Origin of the sequence: Mucilaginibacter rubeus, from assembly GCF_003286415.2 — a bacterium.
Taxonomy (GTDB): domain Bacteria; phylum Bacteroidota; class Bacteroidia; order Sphingobacteriales; family Sphingobacteriaceae; genus Mucilaginibacter; species Mucilaginibacter rubeus_A.
This window is the reverse complement of record NZ_CP043450.1, coordinates 3,132,851-3,151,314: the sequence shown is the minus strand read 5'-3', so window position 1 is coordinate 3,151,314 and position 18,464 is coordinate 3,132,851. Positions and strand designations below refer to the sequence as shown.

Annotated in this window: 12 protein-coding genes; 5 read left to right on the top strand and 7 right to left on the bottom strand. The window is 44.2% G+C overall.

Annotated elements, in window-relative coordinates:
* The first annotated feature begins 160 nt into the window (after positions 1–160).
* Both DEO27_RS12445 and DEO27_RS12440 read left to right on the top strand, forming a co-directional pair.
* Positions 161–760: a TetR/AcrR family transcriptional regulator gene (locus DEO27_RS12445; RefSeq protein ID WP_112565646.1), complete on the top strand. Its 600-nt coding sequence runs from the start codon at positions 161–163 to the stop codon at positions 758–760.
* A 4-nt stretch (positions 761–764) separates the two neighbouring features.
* Positions 765–1,361, top strand: a complete 597-nt coding sequence (locus tag DEO27_RS12440; protein WP_112565648.1) for a TetR/AcrR family transcriptional regulator — start codon at positions 765–767, stop codon at positions 1,359–1,361.
* Positions 1,362–1,363: 2 nt separating this feature from the next.
* On the opposite strand, the gene rpiA is transcribed toward DEO27_RS12440, so the two are convergent.
* The 5 genes from rpiA to DEO27_RS12415 form a co-directional block, all read right to left on the bottom strand.
* Complete coding sequence (gene rpiA, locus DEO27_RS12435) at positions 1,364–2,053, bottom strand: ribose 5-phosphate isomerase A (protein ID WP_112565651.1); 690 nt, start codon at positions 2,051–2,053, stop codon at positions 1,364–1,366.
* A gap of 229 nt (positions 2,054–2,282) precedes the next feature.
* Positions 2,283–5,504: an error-prone DNA polymerase gene (locus DEO27_RS12430; protein WP_112565654.1), complete on the bottom strand. Its 3,222-nt coding sequence runs from the start codon at positions 5,502–5,504 to the stop codon at positions 2,283–2,285.
* Positions 5,505–5,510: 6 nt separating this feature from the next.
* A complete protein-coding gene (locus DEO27_RS12425) occupies positions 5,511–7,019 on the bottom strand; it encodes a DNA polymerase Y family protein (RefSeq protein ID WP_317132985.1) in 1,509 nt (502 codons plus the stop codon).
* A gap of 6 nt (positions 7,020–7,025) precedes the next feature.
* Positions 7,026–7,760, bottom strand: coding sequence for an ImuA family protein (locus DEO27_RS12420; protein ID WP_112565660.1), 735 nt, complete (start codon positions 7,758–7,760; stop codon positions 7,026–7,028).
* A 452-nt stretch (positions 7,761–8,212) separates the two neighbouring features.
* Positions 8,213–9,955: a tetratricopeptide repeat protein gene (locus DEO27_RS12415; RefSeq protein WP_112565663.1), complete on the bottom strand. Its 1,743-nt coding sequence runs from the start codon at positions 9,953–9,955 to the stop codon at positions 8,213–8,215.
* A 99-nt stretch (positions 9,956–10,054) separates the two neighbouring features.
* On the opposite strand from DEO27_RS12415, the gene DEO27_RS12410 reads away from it, so the two are divergent.
* Positions 10,055–10,543: a cupin domain-containing protein gene (locus tag DEO27_RS12410; RefSeq protein WP_112565666.1), complete on the top strand. Its 489-nt coding sequence runs from the start codon at positions 10,055–10,057 to the stop codon at positions 10,541–10,543.
* Between the two features lie 4 nt (positions 10,544–10,547).
* Here the strand turns inward: DEO27_RS12410 and DEO27_RS12405 are convergent, their stop codons facing one another.
* Together DEO27_RS12405 and DEO27_RS12400 are read right to left on the bottom strand one after the other, a co-directional pair.
* On the bottom strand, positions 10,548–12,845 hold the full coding sequence (locus DEO27_RS12405; RefSeq protein ID WP_190295393.1) for a histidine kinase dimerization/phosphoacceptor domain -containing protein: 2,298 nt from the start codon (positions 12,843–12,845) through the stop codon (positions 10,548–10,550).
* 322 nt (positions 12,846–13,167) lie between these two features.
* Positions 13,168–14,070, bottom strand: a complete 903-nt coding sequence (locus tag DEO27_RS12400) for a helix-turn-helix domain-containing protein (RefSeq protein WP_112565672.1) — start codon at positions 14,068–14,070, stop codon at positions 13,168–13,170.
* Positions 14,071–14,211: 141 nt separating this feature from the next.
* Here DEO27_RS12400 and DEO27_RS12395 point away from each other — a divergent pair, with 141 nt between their 5' ends.
* Both DEO27_RS12395 and DEO27_RS12390 read left to right on the top strand, forming a co-directional pair.
* Positions 14,212–15,771: a DHA2 family efflux MFS transporter permease subunit gene (locus tag DEO27_RS12395; protein WP_112565675.1), complete on the top strand. Its 1,560-nt coding sequence runs from the start codon at positions 14,212–14,214 to the stop codon at positions 15,769–15,771.
* Positions 15,772–16,035: 264 nt separating this feature from the next.
* On the top strand, positions 16,036–18,417 hold the full coding sequence (locus DEO27_RS12390; protein ID WP_112565678.1) for an ABC transporter permease: 2,382 nt from the start codon (positions 16,036–16,038) through the stop codon (positions 18,415–18,417).
* Positions 18,418–18,464 lie beyond the last annotated feature (47 nt).

Genomic DNA, 18,464 nt, shown 5'->3' with positions numbered 1-18,464 from the left:
TGAAGTTGTTTAAACATTTATTATCTATGCTGACTAATTGATATTTATAAAAGCCTGTTACAATGCTAAACCTATAGTCATAATTGTAATTTGATTGTGATTAATTGTTTATTAATGAGTAAATTAAAGCATAATATGCTTGTAGCTACAAGGTTAAACCATGGGAAGTAAAGAACGGATATTAAGGCAAAAGGACGATACCCGCCGGAGGATACTGGACGCAGCGTTGGATATGATTAAGTGCGAGGGATGCGATTCATTGAGTATGCGTAAACTTGCCGATAATATTGAATACACCGCCCCCGCCATTTACGAGTATTTTGAAAATAAAGACGCGTTGTATGTAGAACTTGCGCGTACTGGTCACCTGAAATTGGTTGCCATGGTTAAAATAGCCAAAGATGCGCATACCGGAGCGGCACAGCAAATGGAAGCCATGTGGCTGGCTTACTGGAGTTTTGCAATTACTTATAAAGAGCTTTATCAGCTGATGTTTGCCGTTGGAACCGGCTGTTGCCCGGTAGAGAACCAGATTGGTGAAGCAAAGCTTTTTCCGGAAATGGTTTCGGATGTGATACGGATGCTTTATTTACCCCACGAAGCAAGTGACGAGGAAGTTCAAAAAAAATACTATACCTATTGGGCTATAATTCATGGTTTGATAGCGATTAGTATGATACAGCTTACCCATGACGAGAAAATGAACCAGGAGATCCTGATCGATGCCATCAAGGGGATCAATGCGCTGATAACAGGATAAAGTGATGATTGATAAGGAACGGGTTTTAATTGGGAGCGAAGAGCTTTTTCTAAAGGCAGGCATAAAAAGTATTACTATGGATGATATCGCCCGCCATCTGGGCATCTCCAAAAAAACAATCTATCAGCATTTCAGGGATAAGAATGATCTTGTTACGGCCCTGGTGAAAAAGCGGCTTGCAGATGATGAGGCGATGCTTTGTGCTATCATCAGTGATGCCGGCAATGTGATGGATGAGATGGTTGAGCTGACCAAATGTACAGGCGAGATTTTTTCGAGAATAAATCCTGCTGTATTGTTCGATCTGCAAAAGTATCATCATGAAGGTTGGATGTTATACCTGAAATTTAAAACAGGCTTCATGGTCAATATCATCGAGAAGCTTTTAAAGAAAGGTATCGATCAGGGTTATATCCGTCCTGAAATTGACGCCCGGATAATAGCCATCATGCGCGTAAACCAAATTGAGCTTGGTTTCAACTCATCTATCTATCCTCATAACGAGTTTAATTTGTGGGATGTACAGCTGCAACTCTTAAACCATTTTAATTATGGTGTTTGTACCATAAAAGGCATTACAGTGTTAAACAATCCCGATTAAGTTTATCGTTGAGGTAAAATGGTTTTGATGCCGTTCTCTCCCGCAATAATTGCTTTAGCTGCTATCTGGTAAAATAAGGAGTGCTCCACAACACCCGGTATCATTTTTACAAGCGTATTTAAATGGGCAGGTTCAGGTAATTCGGTAAATAGCACATCTACAAGCATATTGCCGTTGTCTGATATCAGCGCGCCATCTTTTTGAGTGCTCATACGCTGTGTAAGCGTAGCAGATGGGAAAAGCGCATTTAGCTTTGCCAATATAATTTGTAAGGCCTGTGGCAGGATCTCGATAACAAGCGGATAAGTGGCATTAAGTTGAGGCGAAAATTTTCCTTCATCGCCCAGCAAAATAAATTCCTGTGCCATGGAAGCCAGTACTTTTTCGGTAGTATGGATACCGCCGCCGCTTTTCAGTGCATTCAGTTCACTGTCAAACTGGTCGCAGCCATCAAAATAGGTGTCAAGTTTACTAAGCAAAGCCGGCGACTGGATCCATAACCCGTGTTTGCTTAATAATTGAGTAGTTTTAAATGATGATGATGTAAATGTTAATGAAGCCGCAAGCTCTGGGTTTTGAGCCAACATATTAACCAGGTGTGCTATGGTGCTTCCGGCTCCTAAACCTATAGTTTGGTTGGGGCTTATTAAGGTTAAAGCGGCTTTCGCTGCTTCCAGTTTGTAATCAATCATGGCGCTAAGATACAGCACCAGCCGCTAATAACCCGGTCAAATTATTCTTTTAGTCGTCTATGCCCTCCCACAAATATTGGGTATGATGGGCTGATATTGGATATGTTTTCATGTTGGTGTTTCTAATTATTATTTTATTATTCTGTACTGTTTTTAACGATCTCGACAGCTGTTTTTATTCGTCGTATATTAATGCAGACGAATCAGCTGCAAAAACATTTTAAATTTTTTATTTAAAATTTCGTCCCTTGTGAAATACCTCTTTTTGCTTGCTTTGCTGAACCTGTCCTTTGTTTGATCCTGCCGGATAAGGCGCGGTTGTTTCGTCGCTGCGGGATAAGGTCATTACCGGCTGGTCGTCATTACCAACGGTTGTAAGTGTGCTCAACAGCTTCGATAAATTAAAACAGCGCCGTATAATAACGTGGATCACCTTGCCCTCAATCTGTAACACACCTTCAACCATGAGTAAGCGTGATTGGACAATATCTTTGCGGTATTTGTCAAAGATCTTTTCCCAGGCAACCAGGTTGGCAAATCCTGTTTCATCTTCAATGGTGATAAATAAAATGCCCTTGGCAGTGCCAGGCCTTTGCCGTACAGTTACCAAACCGGCAACTTTTATCTTATCCCCGTTTTTAAGATTAGGCAGTTGCGCAGTCGGGGTTACTTGCAGCATATTAAGCTGCTGGCGTAAAAAACTAACCGGATGTGCCTTAACGGATAAACCGGTAGCCGCATAATCCTGTACCACATGCTCGGCCTGGGTCATAAACGGCAAGCTGATCTGGGTTTCTTTAGTACTTTCAGATGGTTGCCCTGCAAACAAGCCTATGGGTTTATCACTAAGTGCCGGTACTTCCCACAGTGCAGCACGACGATCAAGGCTTAACGACCTGAAGGCATCGGCATCGGTAAGTTTTTCAATCTGGGTTTGCGGTACTCCGGAATCGCTTAAATGACTGATACTGGTATATCCTATACCGCGACCGGCTATGAGCGCCTGCATATCATTTTCATTAAGGCCCTTAACCTGCCTGAAACCTAAGCGCAATGCCCGGTATGCGCCGTACTGTTCTTCAAGGGTGTTATCCCAAAACGAGTGGTTAATATCTACAGGTCGTACCACTACGCCATGCCTTTCGGCATCTATTACAATTTGGGCCGGCTGATAAAAGCCCATTGGCTGGCTGTTTAACAAGGTAGCCGCAAATACATCAGGGTAATGGTATTTAAGCCATGAAGAGATATAAACCAAATGCGCAAATGATGCCGCATGACTTTCGGGGAAACCATAACTACCAAAACCCTCCAGCTGTTTAAAAATGCGATGGGCAAAATCCTCTTTGTAACCCCTTCTTGTCATGCCATCAACCAGTTTTTGACGAAACTGGCTTACCAAACCTTTAGCTTTGAATGTGGCCATGCTCCGGCGTAGCTGATCAGCTTCGGCTGCGGTAAACTCGGCCGCTACCATGGCTATTTCCATGGCCTGTTCCTGGAACAGGGGCACCCCTTTGGTACGACCCAGTATTTTCCGTAATTCTTCTTTGGGATAACTTTCTTCTTCTATTCCGTCGCGACGTCTTAAGTAAGGATGAACCATATCGCCCTGGATAGGACCAGGGCGTACAATGGCAACCTCTATCACCAGGTCATAATATTCTCTTGGCTTAAGCCGTGGCAGCATTGACATTTGTGCGCGGCTTTCTATCTGGAAAACGCCCAGCGTATCGGCATCACAAATCATATCGTAAACTTTCGGGTCTTCGCGCGGAACGTTCTTTAAATCATAAGTTTCGCCATAATGTTGTTTAATGAGATCAAAACTTTTACGGATACAGGTAAGCATACCCAGGCCAAGTACATCAACTTTAAGAATGCCAAGTGCTTCCAGGTCGTCCTTATTCCATTCCAGTTGGGTGCGGTCTTCCATTCGGGCATTCATTACCGGGCATATATCTGATAGTTTGCCCTGGGTAATAACAAAGCCGCCTGTATGCTGGCCCAACTGGCGCGGAAAGCCCATCAATTGTTCGGTAAGTACCAATACTTTATGCAAGGCCTTATCATCAGGATTAAGCCCCTGATCAATGATCCGCTGCCGGTCAAATGCCTCTTCCGAAAAATCCCAGATAGCACCCGACAGACGGTTGATGGTATCTACAGATAAGCCCATGGCTTTGCCAACATCCCGAATAGCGCCCTTATGCCGTTCTTGGGTAACGGTAGCTACAATGGCTGATCGGTCGCGACCGTACTCGCTGTAAATCCATTGGATGATCTCTTCCCGGCGTTCATGCTCAAAATCCACATCAATATCTGGCCATTCATCACGCGCATCAGACATGAAACGGGAGAAAAGTAATTGCGTTTGAGTAGGATCGACAGCGGTAATAGCTAAACAATAACATACGGTAGAGTTAGCCGCCGAGCCGCGTCCCTGGTAAAGTATACCCAACTCTGCCGCTTTGCGGGTATACCTGTAAACCCGTAAAAAATAGGGCGCTAACCGTTTCCGCTCAATAAAGGCAAGCTCAAATTCTATTTGTTGTTTGATACTGTCAGGCACATTATTGTTGTACCGTTGCCGCGCGCCCTGCCAGGTGAATTTGGTTAACCGCTGTTGCGGTGTAAGGCCGTCGGTATTGGGCTCTTCGGGTTCAATGTACTTAAGGGTATCTAATGAAAACTGGCAGGCTTCGGCTATTTCGGCAGTTCGGGTTATGGCATCGGGATATTGACGAAACAGGCGTTCCATTTCATCCGGGCTTTTCAAATACCGTTCGGCATTGGCATTGAGTTTAAAGCCTGCATTATGAATGGTACATTTTTCGCGCACACAGGTAACAACATCCTGAAGCTGCCTGCGGGCTGATTCATGGTAATGTACATCATTAGTTGCTACAATGGGTACGCCCGATTGTGCCAGCCTGTGCAACCGTTTACCGTCATCAATATTATAAGCGCGTGAGGCGGCAAGATAAAGTTCATGCCCGAAAGCTTCCTGGTACTCTTTTAAATCGGTTTTGAAAGTTTCGTCAAAATCAAAGCGACTGTTTAGCGATTCGGGAGGTACAGCTATGAACTTGATGCCTTTAGCATATTCATATACATCTTGCTTGTACAAATGGCACTGGCCTTTTTCGGCCCGAAGGTTTCCCCGGGTAAGCAGCCCGGAAAGGCGCGACCATGCATCCATATCTGTTGGATAAGCAAGCAGACTGGCGCCATCAAGCAGGTCAAGACGGCAAGCTGGAATAATTTTAATATTGACATCATCCGGCCGGGTGGCTAAGTGCGCACGTACAACGCCGGCTACGCTATTGCGGTCGGTAATGGCAACTTTAGTATGGCCCAGCGCTGCTGCCTGCATTACCAGTTCTTCGGGGTGCGATCCTCCCCGTAAAAAACTAAAATTGGTGGTTACCTGTAATTCCGAATAGCTCATAACCTGTTATGCAAAAAATCCGTGAATAAACCATTGTCCCGACTGACTGCCCGCATAATGTCCTGACCGGAATAGCCAGTACCGCCTGCCATCCTGATCTTCAACCTGGTAGTAATCGCGATGCTCACCCTCGTCAAGCCACCATTCGCGTTCTATACGCTCGGGGCCGTCAGATCTTTTAATATGGTGCGTTTCATTTTTGTAGATGAACAGCATTGGCGGATAATCGGGGATAGGCGAGGTTACCTCTATTGGTTGCGGGCGAGGGAGTAAAATAGACGGTCGGGGACGATCTTTTCGCCAGCTGGTCTGCGGTTTTTCATTAATGGAGATGGCAGGTTTGATGCTGCGCTCGGGCCAGTAACGTTCCTGTGGCAGATAACGATGAATGCTGCCTGCACCAATTTTATTGGCTAACCTATCCAGTAACTCAGCCAGGTCTGTATCTTCAAGGCCGCAACTTTCTGATTGCCATAACACTTCCTGCTCGGGCTCCACATCGTCAATTTTGGGTGCTTCGAGCGTGAAAAGTTCAATGCCCAATGCCGGTTCCAGGGTGGGGATCTTAAGCTCGAACAGTTTGAACAGATGATCAATATGATGTGATGCGCGATTGGTGCCGATATCAGCACTGATCACATGCCCATCCACCCGGTAACATTTTAAAATTGCTGTCCGCAAGCCTTTACCTTCGCCCTGTAAACGGTGACAAAGTTTTTCGAGCAGGGTTTTAATGGCTATTTCGATCCCGGTGGCCGTACGGATAGGCTCAAGGCAAGGTAATCTTTCCGAATAAGGTTCAACGGGATGCAATAATTGCAGGGGCTCATCTGAATTGCCCAAAGCCTGGTCAAGCCTCAGCAATAATTCGGGCCCAAAACGTCGGCGCAATACTGAACGCCCCATACCCATAAAGGTTTTGATAGTATAAAACCCAAGTTTTTGCAGCCTTTCAATAACCAAAGGTTCAAGCCGCAGGGCAGAAGGGGGCAAGGGCAGCAATGCATCTGCTTGTTCGCCGGGAAGGATGATTGGTTTTACTTTACCAAAGCGGGCTACCGCCCATGCTGCACCCGGCGTATCTGCCATGGCACCACGAACATCATAGCCCTTACTTCTCAGGCGGGTAACAACCTCCTTTAAATATTCCCGTTCGCCTCCCCATAAATGGGCGCAGCCCGAAATATCAAGCAATAGCCCATCAGGCAGATCGGCAGCTATCAGCGGTGAATATCGGATACACCATTCGCCCAAAGCCTTGAGTAGTTTATCGGCCTGGCCGGGTATGTCATCAATAACCTGAAGATCAACTATTATAGCTTTTGCATCAGCTGCGGTCATGCCTGTGGTTACGCCCTGTGCTTCGGCCAACGCGTTGGTAGCGGTAATCATAACCCGGCCACGTACAGGCGAGGCAAAAACAAAAGGCACTGTTTTAAGTTCTGGCCGACGAAGGGAGAGCCAGTCTGTCAGTAAATGACGAAACCATAAGGATACAAAGCGCTTGTTCATCATATCTCACTATCCGGCTATCCTTTCGTGTAAATTTACTTGCGCGGCTTTTTCTTCTTCTACCGGTATAAAATTCCCATCGATCCATTCCAGTTTCCAGCTGCCAGGATTGCCATTGCGTACCCGCAGCAGGTCAATCTGCCAGCGGGGAAAGCCAATGCCGGGCAAATCATCATGGGTTTGGCTTGGCAGGGGCGTTATTTGCCAACGGGCCACACAGGTTGTTGAGCCCAGCTTGCGCGGATCATTACGCAGTAAAAAACCGGTTACTTTGCTGTTTTCAACTGCCAGCTGCAAACGCCGCGATTGTGCAAAGCTGATCTCCCTTACTTCTGCTATTACGGCAGCGAGGCCTTCACACTTTAAAGCCTCTTCCATTGCCCAAAGCAGGTCTTTTTCGCGTTGTACATCAATAAATATTACCCGGTGGGGTTCTACATTGTAACTTGCTAATGCCGCCGGGAATAATTGCCTGTGCATGCTCACCCATAAACACACGCCACCTTCTTTCATTAAACGGGTAAGCAGACCGGATATCAACCCTCCGGTAGCCGCGGTATGTTCGGGAGTGGGGCATATCATTTCATGTATTGTGCCGGTAGGGAAAACACCATTAGGAAAAGCAGCTTCCAGCGGGCCCAAACCAATACCCTTAGCTTTACCGGCCATAGCTGGCGCAAAGCCCTGCCAAAGCAAAATATCTTTTTGCAAACGGCTGATGATATCTTTTTTGGCTACCGGCATTACACGTCATTTAATTTAAATCATAGCTTTAAATGCTGCTGATGAATTTGAATGACAAATATAATGCTAAAAATATTAGTATTTCCTAATTGGTGGATAAATTTTGTAAATGGTTGATTTTTAATCGAATGATGGTGGTAATGGTAGCTAATACTATAGCCGTCAACTTAAGGATAAAAAGCGGGTAGATAGTGCGATTTTCTTCTTAGAGGGCATAGTCGTTAACTAAGCCAAAAGCTTGGAGCCAAGTGATCGCTGACTTAAGCAAGGAAAAGCGCGGGATTGAGCGATTCCCCTCTTGAGAGGGGTGGAGGGGTGTGTTTCTGCTTTGATAAGCTTGTAGCAGAAACACACCCCTGCTACCACTCGTTCCCTCCGCGCCCCCTCTCAAGAGGGGAATTTTAAAACCTTTGTTCCCCGCACTGGTCGAAGTTACTGCGATGTGTTTTTGTTCAAAAAACAGGTTTGTCAATTTCTACATCCTTTATTTTCCAGGCTGTTTTTAATTGCTTTTTTGTTTTATTTAAGGCCGTTACGTTGCTTGTGCTTTGATAGGCTAACTGAAGGCCGGTTAATGCCCAGCCATTGTTGGGATTAATTACCAGGTCTTTATTTAGTACAGTTATGGCTTCGTTATATCTGCCTGCTTTTAATAATGCATTGCCCAGGTAATGCCTTGCGGGCAGCGGCCAGTCGCGGGGTTCATTGTAGATCAGGTGATCTTCGGCAGTAACGGCTTTTTGTAAAATATCAATGGCCGCACTATAGTTTTTTTCGGAGGTGGCGATGCTGCCCTGTAATATAAGGCTGGCAACCCCTGCTGATTCATAAGCACTGCTGAAATTATCTATAGGAGCCTTTAATGACCGGTCTTGTATTTTGAGTTTCAGCATTTGTAGTTCATGCCGGGCATTGGTAATATTACCCTTACTGCACCATGCCAGTCCTTTTGAAAAATGCAGCAATGCCGATGCGTAAACAAGCGAATCAACAGGTTGGGTATTTAAAATATCTGCCCATTTACCAAAGCGGACAGCTGTTAACACCGGCTGCATATAAACATACTGGAAAAAATTGCCATCGGCACCCTTAGCGCCTAAATAATAGGGTGGTAATGCTGCCCTTGCATCGTAAGCTGCAGCACGGGCGGTTTGGTAATTGCCGGCCATTTGGGCGCAATTTACTTTTAAATGGATGTTGTGGATCTTATATAATACGTCCCCGTTTGCTACAGGGCTGTACTGTTTCAGATAGGTATCAAAACCAGCAACAGCTGTTGTATTATTGGTAATGCCCTGCTCATAATTGCCGGTGCGGATATAAATATGCGAAGGCATATGTGTCAGGTGCGATACCAGGGGCATCAGGGTATCCAATAAATGAGCACTTTTTAAAGCCATCTGCGGAGTTGCGGAAGCCTCCATGGTATGGATATAAAAGTGATTAGCCCCGGGATGTTTCGGGCAAATGGCTATACCTTGTTCTAACAGGGAGCGGATTTGCGGTGTCCATGGTTTGGGTTTAAAATCATGAGTATAGAGGTCCCAGGGGTGAAGCAGTAGCAAGGCATCGGCATATAGCGTTAATACTTCGGCATTTTTGGGATATTTTGAATATACTGCCCGCATGGCATCGGCATAATTAGTTCTTAGTCGTTGTACAGTAAGGGCACTATCATTACTATAACGCTGTTGCATGGCGCCAATAAGCTCTTTTTCGAGCGGGGTACAATTGGCGCTTAGCTTTTTACTTTTTTCGGCTGCGTCAAGGGCATCGGCAGGTGGAACATAGCCGTTAGGGTAATTGATAGTTGGGCCCAGGGCCAGCGATTTTCCATACCAGGCCATTGCACAGTCGGGATCAAAACGTGTGGCTTTAATAAAAGAAGCTATCGCTTCGATAGAGTGAAAGGCATAATACATGCTTATGCCCTGGTTAAAATAAAATTGCGCGCTATCTGATGCTGTTGTAATTTTCCATTGGTAATTACCCCAGCCTTTCAATGCCGGGATATCCGGAATACTATCTGCGCTGTTATACACAAAGCCGCATACTATTGCCCGCTTAACGGTGCCTTTATACATAAAGGTTGTTGTTACAGCGCTTTTTTGATAGTGATAATAGAAGGACTGTGCCGTAAAGAAAACAACAATCAATCCAAAAAAGCTTTTGATTAAAAGGAGTTGATTTTTCATTGCAATACATTGAGAAGGTATATGCAATTTAAGATTTTTACTGAACTAATTCGCTCAATATTAGTTAGATTAGTGTGCGCTTTAATAAGGTTTTAAGATATGAATAACATAATAACCGTAGATGAAAAAGAGGGGCAAACGCTTGCCGTAGTTGGTGATGCCTATAGGGTAATTATTTCGGGTAAACAAACCGGCGGTGCCTATGCCGTTATTGATATGCTGGTGCCGCCAGGCGGTGGGCCCGGGCCGCATGCCCATGCCGAAATGCAGGAGTCATTTTATGTAATTGAAGGCGAATTAGAATTTAAAACCGAAGCAGGCCCCTATATCGCGAAAAAGGGATCTTTTGTAAATATCCCGAAAGGAGGTGAAGTACATTGTTTCAAAAACAAAGGCAATACCACTGCGCATATGTTATGTACCGTTATTCCCGCAGGTTTAGATGAGTTTTTTGAGGAGATAGGAACCCCGGTTGCTTCGGGTACATTTTTGCCTCCGCCTGCTTTGACTGAAGATGATTTAGCCCGGTTAAAATCTATTGCAGAAAAATACGGCCAAAAGCTTTATCCTCCTGATTACCTGGGGTAACAGATTAAGAGTTTACTTCCTGGTCGGTACTGAGATAATTCCTTTCTTCAAAAACTTCAAGGTGGTTTTGTTCAATCGGAAAGGTGATCATTAATGTAACGCCATGGGTATTTTCAATCGCGAATTTTCCTTTTAGCTGTTTGCCAAGGGCTTTCATCATTTCCATGCCGAGTGAATTGGCCTGACAAAAATCAAAGTCGGGAGGGAGGCCGCGCCCGGTATCTGATACTTTTAATATGGCCTCGCCATTATCAGCAACAAACAAGCTCACCTGTATCTCCCCGCCATCATGATCAAAGGCATATTTTATGGCGTTTGTAATGGCTTCGTTCAATATCAAACCTATGGGTACAGCCAGGGCTGGGTCAAGGCTCAAAGGCTCTAATATCTGCCTGATTTTTATTTTCCTGAAGCTTGTATCAAATGAATCGCTCAGATAATCTATCAATTCGGCAATGTAGGCAGGCATAGATACAAGCGCCGCGGTAGTCCCACTGTACAATTTCTGATGCAGAAGCGCGATTGCGTTTACACGGTGCTGACTACCCCTGATGGCTTCAAGGGCCACATCATTTTGTAAATAAGCCGATTGGGTGTTCAGAATGCTCATTACAATTTGCAGGTTGTTTTTTACCCGGTGATGTACTTCTTTTAACAGCCATTCTTTTTGCGACAGGAGGTCTTCAAGCAGGATGTTTTTGGAGGTGACTACCTCATTGTTTTTTTGCTTATGTAAGTTTTGCCTGAATAATAAAATAGCAATGATCAATAATAAGCATATAGCGCCGATAGTGAGGTTTTTAACCTGGTTTGCCTGCCTTAAATTAGCTTGCTCAAACTTGCTTTTTTCATTGAGGAGCGCAATTTGTGCCTCTTTTTGCCGGGTACCATAATCAATTTGTAACTGCTCTATTTGTTTGCTTTTGGTGCTGTTAAAAATGGAATCTTTAATGGTGTTGGCTGATATAAGATGATAAATAGCCGATTGATATTGCCTTTGGGCAGTATCCAGGTGAAACCAAAGAATTTCATTAGTGCCAAGGTCATTATCGTTCCCAATCTTCTTCAATACATTTTGATTCAGCTTAAGGTATTTTAACGCTTCGGCAAATCCGGCAGTCGCGGTATAGTATTTAATGATCAGTTCATAATAGCTGCTGCGGGCATATATGTTAAGGTTGGGGTTGTTAGTTTGGCGGATAAGCTCATCGCAGTAGCGCTTAGCTGTATCATACTGTTTTAATGCCAGGTAAATTTTAAGATAGGTTTGGCTAACCTCATCGCCTCCTTCATACAACTTTCCCGATGGGTATGCAAATTTTTGAGTTATCTGGTTTAAAAAGGCTTTGGCTTTTTGCGGCTGGTTCATGCGCAGGTATACATCAACAATATTGCCGGCCAGCAGGTATACAGTCGCGTTATCTTTTTCGGTTTTGGCTATCTCTAACGCTCGTGAAAAATAAGTGATCGCTTTGGGGTTTTCACCAAGTTTAATAAAGTCATATCCCAGGTTATTATTGATCTGGCATATCAGCCTTACGTTATCGGCGCTGCTTGCGGTAGCAATCCTCAGCGCCGTAAGTTCATAATCAATAGCTGTTCTATAGTCGCCCTGGGTATAAAACAACCTGCCTAATAAAGCGTAAAGTCCCTGTGTTTCTGTGTAATGTGCTTGCTTATAGTAGCCTAATGCCTTTTTTGCTTCACTAAATGCAAGTGTGTAATTATTCATCATCTGGTGCAGATCGGCCAGTAAGCGGTAACATCGTGCAAGTTCAACCAGATGATCTGTACGTTCAAAAGCGCTCACAGCCAGGTTTAGATAATTGATCCGGGTAACCATGGTTTGCTGCAAAAAATCCTGGCTATAATATTCTGATAATTCAAAATAAGCCTTGCCAAGAAGTACCCAGTTATGAGCTTGCTTTATTTCCTGTATTGTTTGCTCAAGTAAAGCCCTGCCGGCTTTAGGTTCGCCCTTTGATTTGTAAAACGCCGAGCGGATCAGCGATATTCGAAAATTAATTTCGGTTTGCGGAGAGCGGTGATTAAGTTGTTCGGCCTGATTAATAAAGTAAGAAGCACTGTCTAACTGTGCAGGATTGGGATGGCGTAACTGGCTAAAAAACTCCGCGAGTTGCAAAACAGATGAGAGGCGTTCGGTTGCAGTACCCGCAACCTCCTTTTGTAGGAGCAAAGAATCTACATGACGCCTGGTGATTTCCTGCGCCCTTGCCGAAATGATGCAAAGGAAACAGGGTATAATCAGTTTGCACTTTCGTATCAAGTCGGCTCTTCTCATTTTTGGTTGAGAGCCTGTATGCATCAATCTTTTTTTAAATTTAAGCATATTCAAGCGCATCTGCTAATTTTTAACAACAGTATTTGCTGTAATTTATTAATAGTCAATTGTTTTAATAGGGGCTGGATTTCATTGCCGGCCATAGCCAACAAGCAATTAAAGCTTTGTACATGTGTTGGGTAACAAAAATAAAGCTTTATATGCCCGGCCTTTAAAATTGAATTTTTACCATGGCTCCCGCAATGTATAAAGTACGGTTATTGTTGTGCAAATCATCGATAGTATGAAACCTTTAATCGAGACGGAATATACTGACAATGTTTTAGCTATTTGACAGGCGGGATGTAGCCGGAGATATACCTGTATGTTTTTTGAAAAAATTGGTGAAGTAAGCTGGTTCTTCAAAACCAAGCCCCGCGGCAATCTGCGCAATACTCCAGTCGGTATGTTTTAACAGGGCTTGCGCTTCTTTTAATATGCGTGCAGAAATATGCTGGCTGGTTGTTTGCCCGGTGCTTTCCTTAACCGAGCGGTTTAAATGATTGGTATGCACTGCAAGGCAATTGGCAAACTCATTAGCTGTTTTTAGTTTGAGGTATTGACCTGATGAATCGATGGGGAATTGTCTTTCCAGTAACTCCAGAAATTGATTAGTGATTCGGGCTGGGGCATTGATATTGTTTTCGGCAGGATTTAAAGGACTTATTTTTAAAGCCTCGTGCATCAGGATGCGTAAATAATTGCGGAGCAGATCGTATTTGCCGGAATATTCTGAATCCATTTCTTCCATCATTTTTCGCAACACGGCAGAAAAGAAGGCCTGCTGACTTTCTGTAAGAAAAACAATATGACTGCCACCTGCTTTGAATAAAGGAAAATCCTGTATTTGCGGGCTGCCGGATTCAATAAAAGCTTGCGTAAAAAGACAAAACCAACCGGTTTGAGGCCCTGTATCGCTCTCCCATGAGCTTGTTGCAGATGGGCTGGAGAACACAAGTGCAGGCCTGTCTACCACTACCTCTTTATCGGTATAATGCATCTTTCCGTTACCTATAACAAGCGCTATCTTATAAAAATCGCGGCGACTGAACGGGCTGCGTACCATACAGGGCTTGCGCATAAATACATTAAAATGCCCCTGCCCGGTATTGTTTTCGGCAAATACTTTTTGATTATCTACGGGGTGGCGCCTGTAAAACTCCTCAAGTGTTTCTATCGTTTGCATAAAACGAAGTTAAGGTTTATTTGATTATTATAAATATTTATGACTTTTTGATGATTGATAAAATTGCCTTTGTTTGATTTTTATAATTTCCTGTTTGAATACTATAATGGCGGCGGTAAGGAGCGAAGGTAATTTTGCTTTATGGAAACAGGTTTCAGAAAATGGATCATCGTGATAACGATCATCACATCAACCATCATAGAGCTTATTGATACCACAATTGTAAACGTGTCAATTAATACCATGAGCGGCAATTTAGGCGCGTCGCTTGAAGATACGGCCTGGGTTATTACTTCGTATGCCATTGCAAATGTGATCATTATACCCATGACCAGCTTCCTGGCCGAGAAGATTGGCCGAAAGCAGTATTATATCGGCTCTATTCTTTTATTTACACTTGCCTCGGCCTTATGCGGGTTCTCTCATAATCTTTGGGAACTTGTCGCTTTCCGCTTTTTTCAGGGTATTGGCGGCGGGGCTTTATTATCAACTTCGCAGTCGATATTATTTGAAACTTTCCCGGTGAAGGAAAGGGCAACTGCAAGCGGAATCTTTAGCCTTGGTATTATCATAGGCCCATCTATAGGCCCGGTAATGGGCGGCTATATCGTAGATAACTTATCATGGCAATGGATCTTTTATGTAAATATCCCTATAGGATTAATGGCCGCGTTGTTATCATATATTTACCTCAAACCCAGCAAGCCTTCGGCAGATGGCCGGAGTATCGACTGGTTTGGCATCTTTTTACTGGCAGTAGGTGTCGGCAGTTTGCAGGTAGTACTCGAGCGTGGCGAAACCGACGACTGGTTTGCTGCAACCTATATCATTATACTTACTTTACTCTCCGTTTTGAGCTTAGCGATACTGATCTGGTGGGAACTAAGGATAGAACACCCTGTTATTAACCTGCGTGTATTGAAAAGCACCACTTTATCAATCTCTGCAATCATGACCTTTGTATTGGGGTTTGGCTTGTTCAGCGCGGTATTTGTTTTTCCGTTGTACGCCCAGCGTATTATCGGCTATTCTGCCTTTCAAACTGGTACAATGTTATTACCGGGAACTTTGATGGCTGCCATGATTTCGCCGTTTTTAGGTAAAATGCTCCAAAGTGGGATCCGCCCGCAATATCTCATTATCCTGGGATTTGGTTTATCGGCCATTTTTGGGTTTATGATGTCGGGTTCTAACCTCGAAACTGGGAACGCCTATTTCTTTATTCCGCTGATTTGTCGCGGGTTGGGAGCGGCCTTGCTCATTGTTCCTTTAACTGCACTGGCAGTTTCGGAGCTTAAGCCAGCTGACATTCCGCAGGGAGCCGCCCTGAATAATATGATGCGGCAAATGGGTGGCTCATTTGGTATAGCACTGATCAATACCTATATCGCACACCGGGCGGCCGATAACCGGATGGCTTTGATTACGCATGTAACCGCTTCCGATCCGCAAACTATAGCACGGCGACAATCTTTTATCAGCAATTTCATAGCACATGGAGCCAGTTATTTGCGCGCGTTACAGCAGTCAATTGGTGCATTGGAAAATACGATAACCAGGCAAACTTTCCTGCTTAGTTATATGGATGCTTTTCTGTTGCTGGCTATATTAAATGCCTGCTGTATCCCGTTGGTGATCATGACGATAAAAAAACGCGCGGCTGTAAAAGCGGGTAAGGTAGAAGTACCGGACGCGCACTAACTACACTTTTATAAGTCTTGAAATAACCGGGCCGGCTCACTGACAAAGTGCACCGGCCTTTTTATGTTGCATCATTCTGAAACAGAGACTATAATGTCTTTTACTATATCCGAACACAGGCTGTCCGTATGCGGACAGTTTTTTGAATGATATCTTTGTTTAATTTTTTGATATATAGATTGTTATGTGTTTGGCATGTATCTTATACAGATATCGACAATAATCTTCTTTGTTCAATCACGGCTGCCAATTAAAATTATCGTTATGATCAAAAACTATCTGAAAATAGCCTGGCGCAACCTTATTAAAAACAAGGTGCACTCTTTTATCAATATCGCGGGATTATCTGTTGGTATGGCAGTGGCCATGCTGATCGGTCTCTGGATCTGGGATGAATTATCGTTTGACAATAATCATCAAAACCGAGGAAACATCGCCCAGGTAATACAAAACGTTACCAATAATGGCGAGGTGCAAACCTGGCAGGCTGTACCCTTGCCACTCGCAGCCGAATTGCGGAAAAGCTATGGCAGTCTTTTTAAACAGGTGGTAAACAGTGCCGGCTATGGCGATCATATGCTTGCGCTGGATAATAAAAAATTAACCCGGACCGGGGTATTTATGGAAGCCGGGGGCCCTGAGATGTTCACATTGAAAATGCTGAAAGGCAACCGTAATGCATTGACAGATCCTACTTCGGTTTTGATATCGGCATCAACAGCAAAAGCTTACTTCGGCGATGCTGACCCGATGAACCGGACTTTAAAGATTGATAACCATTATAATGCGAAGGTTGCCGGTGTGTTTGAAGATATGCCCCACAATGCAACATTTGCCGGCCTTGGTTTTATTGCGCCCTGGGAAATGGGCTTTACCGCTAACGATATCAGGTCGATGAGTGAGCCCTGGCGGCCCAACTTTTGTGCATTGTATGTGCAAACGCAACCCAATGCAGATCTTGCTGCTTTGTCCCTGAAAATAAAAGATGCAAAGCTGCGCAACGTTAGCGCAGTACTTGCCAAAAAGAAACCCGTGTTGTTTTTGTATCCTATGAGCAAATGGCATTTGTACGATGAATTTAAAGACGGCAAAAACACAGGGGGCCGCATTCAATATGTATGGATGTTTGGCATCATCGGTGTTTTTGTATTGCTGCTGGCCTGCATAAACTTCATGAACCTGAGCACAGCCAGGTCGGAGAAGCGGGCCCGTGAAGTGGGCATCAGGAAAGCAATTGGTTCGGCCAGGGGCCAGCTTATTTACCAGTTTTTTAGCGAGTCGGTTTTATGTGTAGCGCTGGCGTTTGTAATTTCTTTGGTGATGGTGCAGTTGAGTCTGCCTCTTTTTAACGAAGTAGCAGAAAAGCAAATGACCATACTGTGGGGCAGCGCCTTGTTCTGGTTATTGGGATTGGGCTTTACTTTATTTACCGGGATTGTTGCCGGAAGCTACCCCGCGTTTTACCTGTCGTCGTTTCAGCCGGTAAAAGTGCTCAAAGGGGTATTCAGGGCAGGAAAACTGGCGGCGCTTCCGCGCAAAGTACTCGTGGTATTGCAATTTACGGTATCGATAACACTGATCATCGGCACTGTGGTTGTTTTCAGGCAGATCCAGTTTGCAAAGGACCGGCCGGTAGGTTACAGCAGGGACGGCTTGTTAGCTGTTAATCCCGGCACCGACCAGGTTCATAAGAGCTTTACTGCGCTAAAAAATGAGCTTTATAAAACCGGCGCTGTTGTTTCTGTTGCCGAAGGTGATGTAAACCCTACCCAAACCGCGGGCAGCACCAGCGCTATTGAGTGGAAAGAGAAAGATCCGAACTTAAGCGTCGATTTTCAGCAAAACGGTGTTTCTGTTGATTACGGAAAAACCGCAGGCTGGCAATTTAAAGGAGGGAGGGACTTTTCAAAAGATTACCTGACTGATTCATCGGCAGTGGTAGTTAATGAGTCTGCGGTAAAGTTTATGGGGATGAAGAACCCGGTAGGTGAAAATATCACCTTTTACGGGCATCCTTTCAAAATAATTGGTGTCATCAGCAACATTATTGTTGATTCGCCTTATGGAGAGGTAAAGCCTTGCATTTACTTTTTTAATAAAGATGCTGCCGGGACAGTGTTATTACGTATTAATCCTCAAATGAGTGCCGGAAAAGCTATCGAGAGTATACAACAGGTATTCAAACACTTCAACCCCGAACAACCTTTTCAATATAGCTTTGTGGATTCGGCATACGCTCAAAAATTTGGCAACGAACAGCGTATTGGTAAGCTGGCGGCGTTTTTTGCAGCACTGGCTATCTTTATCAGTTGCCTGGGATTATTTGGCATGGCATCCTTCATGGCCGAACAACGTGTTAAGGAAATTGGCGTACGCAAGGTACTTGGAGCAACAGTTTTCAATCTTTGGAGATTGTTAACTACCGACTTTATTACCCTGGTATTTATCTCGCTCCTGGTTGCCACACCAATTGCAATTTATATGATGAATAACTGGCTGCAGCATTTTGATTACCGGTCGGGGATTTCGCCATGGATATTTGTGTTAACGGGTATTACCGCGATAGTGATCACTATGATTACGGTTAGTATCCAAACCATAAAAGCGGCATTAACAAGCCCGGTTAAAAGTTTAAAAAGTGAATAATTGGGCTTAATTAATAGCACATGAGGTATATATTTATATACCTCATG

Excerpts from the sequence above, each read along its gene's own strand:
- DEO27_RS12390 (WP_112565678.1), top strand. The coding sequence starts at position 16,036 with ATGATCAAAAACTATCTGAAAATAGCCTGGCGCAACCTTATTAAAAAC.
- DEO27_RS12395 (WP_112565675.1), top strand. The coding sequence starts at position 14,212 with ATGGAAACAGGTTTCAGAAAATGGATCATCGTGATAACGATCATCACA.
- DEO27_RS12440 (WP_112565648.1), top strand. The coding sequence starts at position 765 with ATGATTGATAAGGAACGGGTTTTAATTGGGAGCGAAGAGCTTTTTCTA.
- DEO27_RS12430 (WP_112565654.1), bottom strand. The coding sequence starts at position 5,504 with ATGAGCTATTCGGAATTACAGGTAACCACCAATTTTAGTTTTTTACGG.
- DEO27_RS12445 (WP_112565646.1), top strand. The coding sequence starts at position 161 with ATGGGAAGTAAAGAACGGATATTAAGGCAAAAGGACGATACCCGCCGG.
- DEO27_RS12420 (WP_112565660.1), bottom strand. The coding sequence starts at position 7,760 with ATGCCGGTAGCCAAAAAAGATATCATCAGCCGTTTGCAAAAAGATATT.
- DEO27_RS12400 (WP_112565672.1), bottom strand. The coding sequence starts at position 14,070 with ATGCAAACGATAGAAACACTTGAGGAGTTTTACAGGCGCCACCCCGTA.
- rpiA (WP_112565651.1), bottom strand. The coding sequence starts at position 2,053 with ATGATTGATTACAAACTGGAAGCAGCGAAAGCCGCTTTAACCTTAATA.
- DEO27_RS12425 (WP_317132985.1), bottom strand. The coding sequence starts at position 7,019 with ATGATGAACAAGCGCTTTGTATCCTTATGGTTTCGTCATTTACTGACA.
- DEO27_RS12415 (WP_112565663.1), bottom strand. The coding sequence starts at position 9,955 with ATGAAAAATCAACTCCTTTTAATCAAAAGCTTTTTTGGATTGATTGTT.
- DEO27_RS12405 (WP_190295393.1), bottom strand. The coding sequence starts at position 12,845 with ATGAGAAGAGCCGACTTGATACGAAAGTGCAAACTGATTATACCCTGT.
- DEO27_RS12410 (WP_112565666.1), top strand. The coding sequence starts at position 10,055 with ATGAATAACATAATAACCGTAGATGAAAAAGAGGGGCAAACGCTTGCC.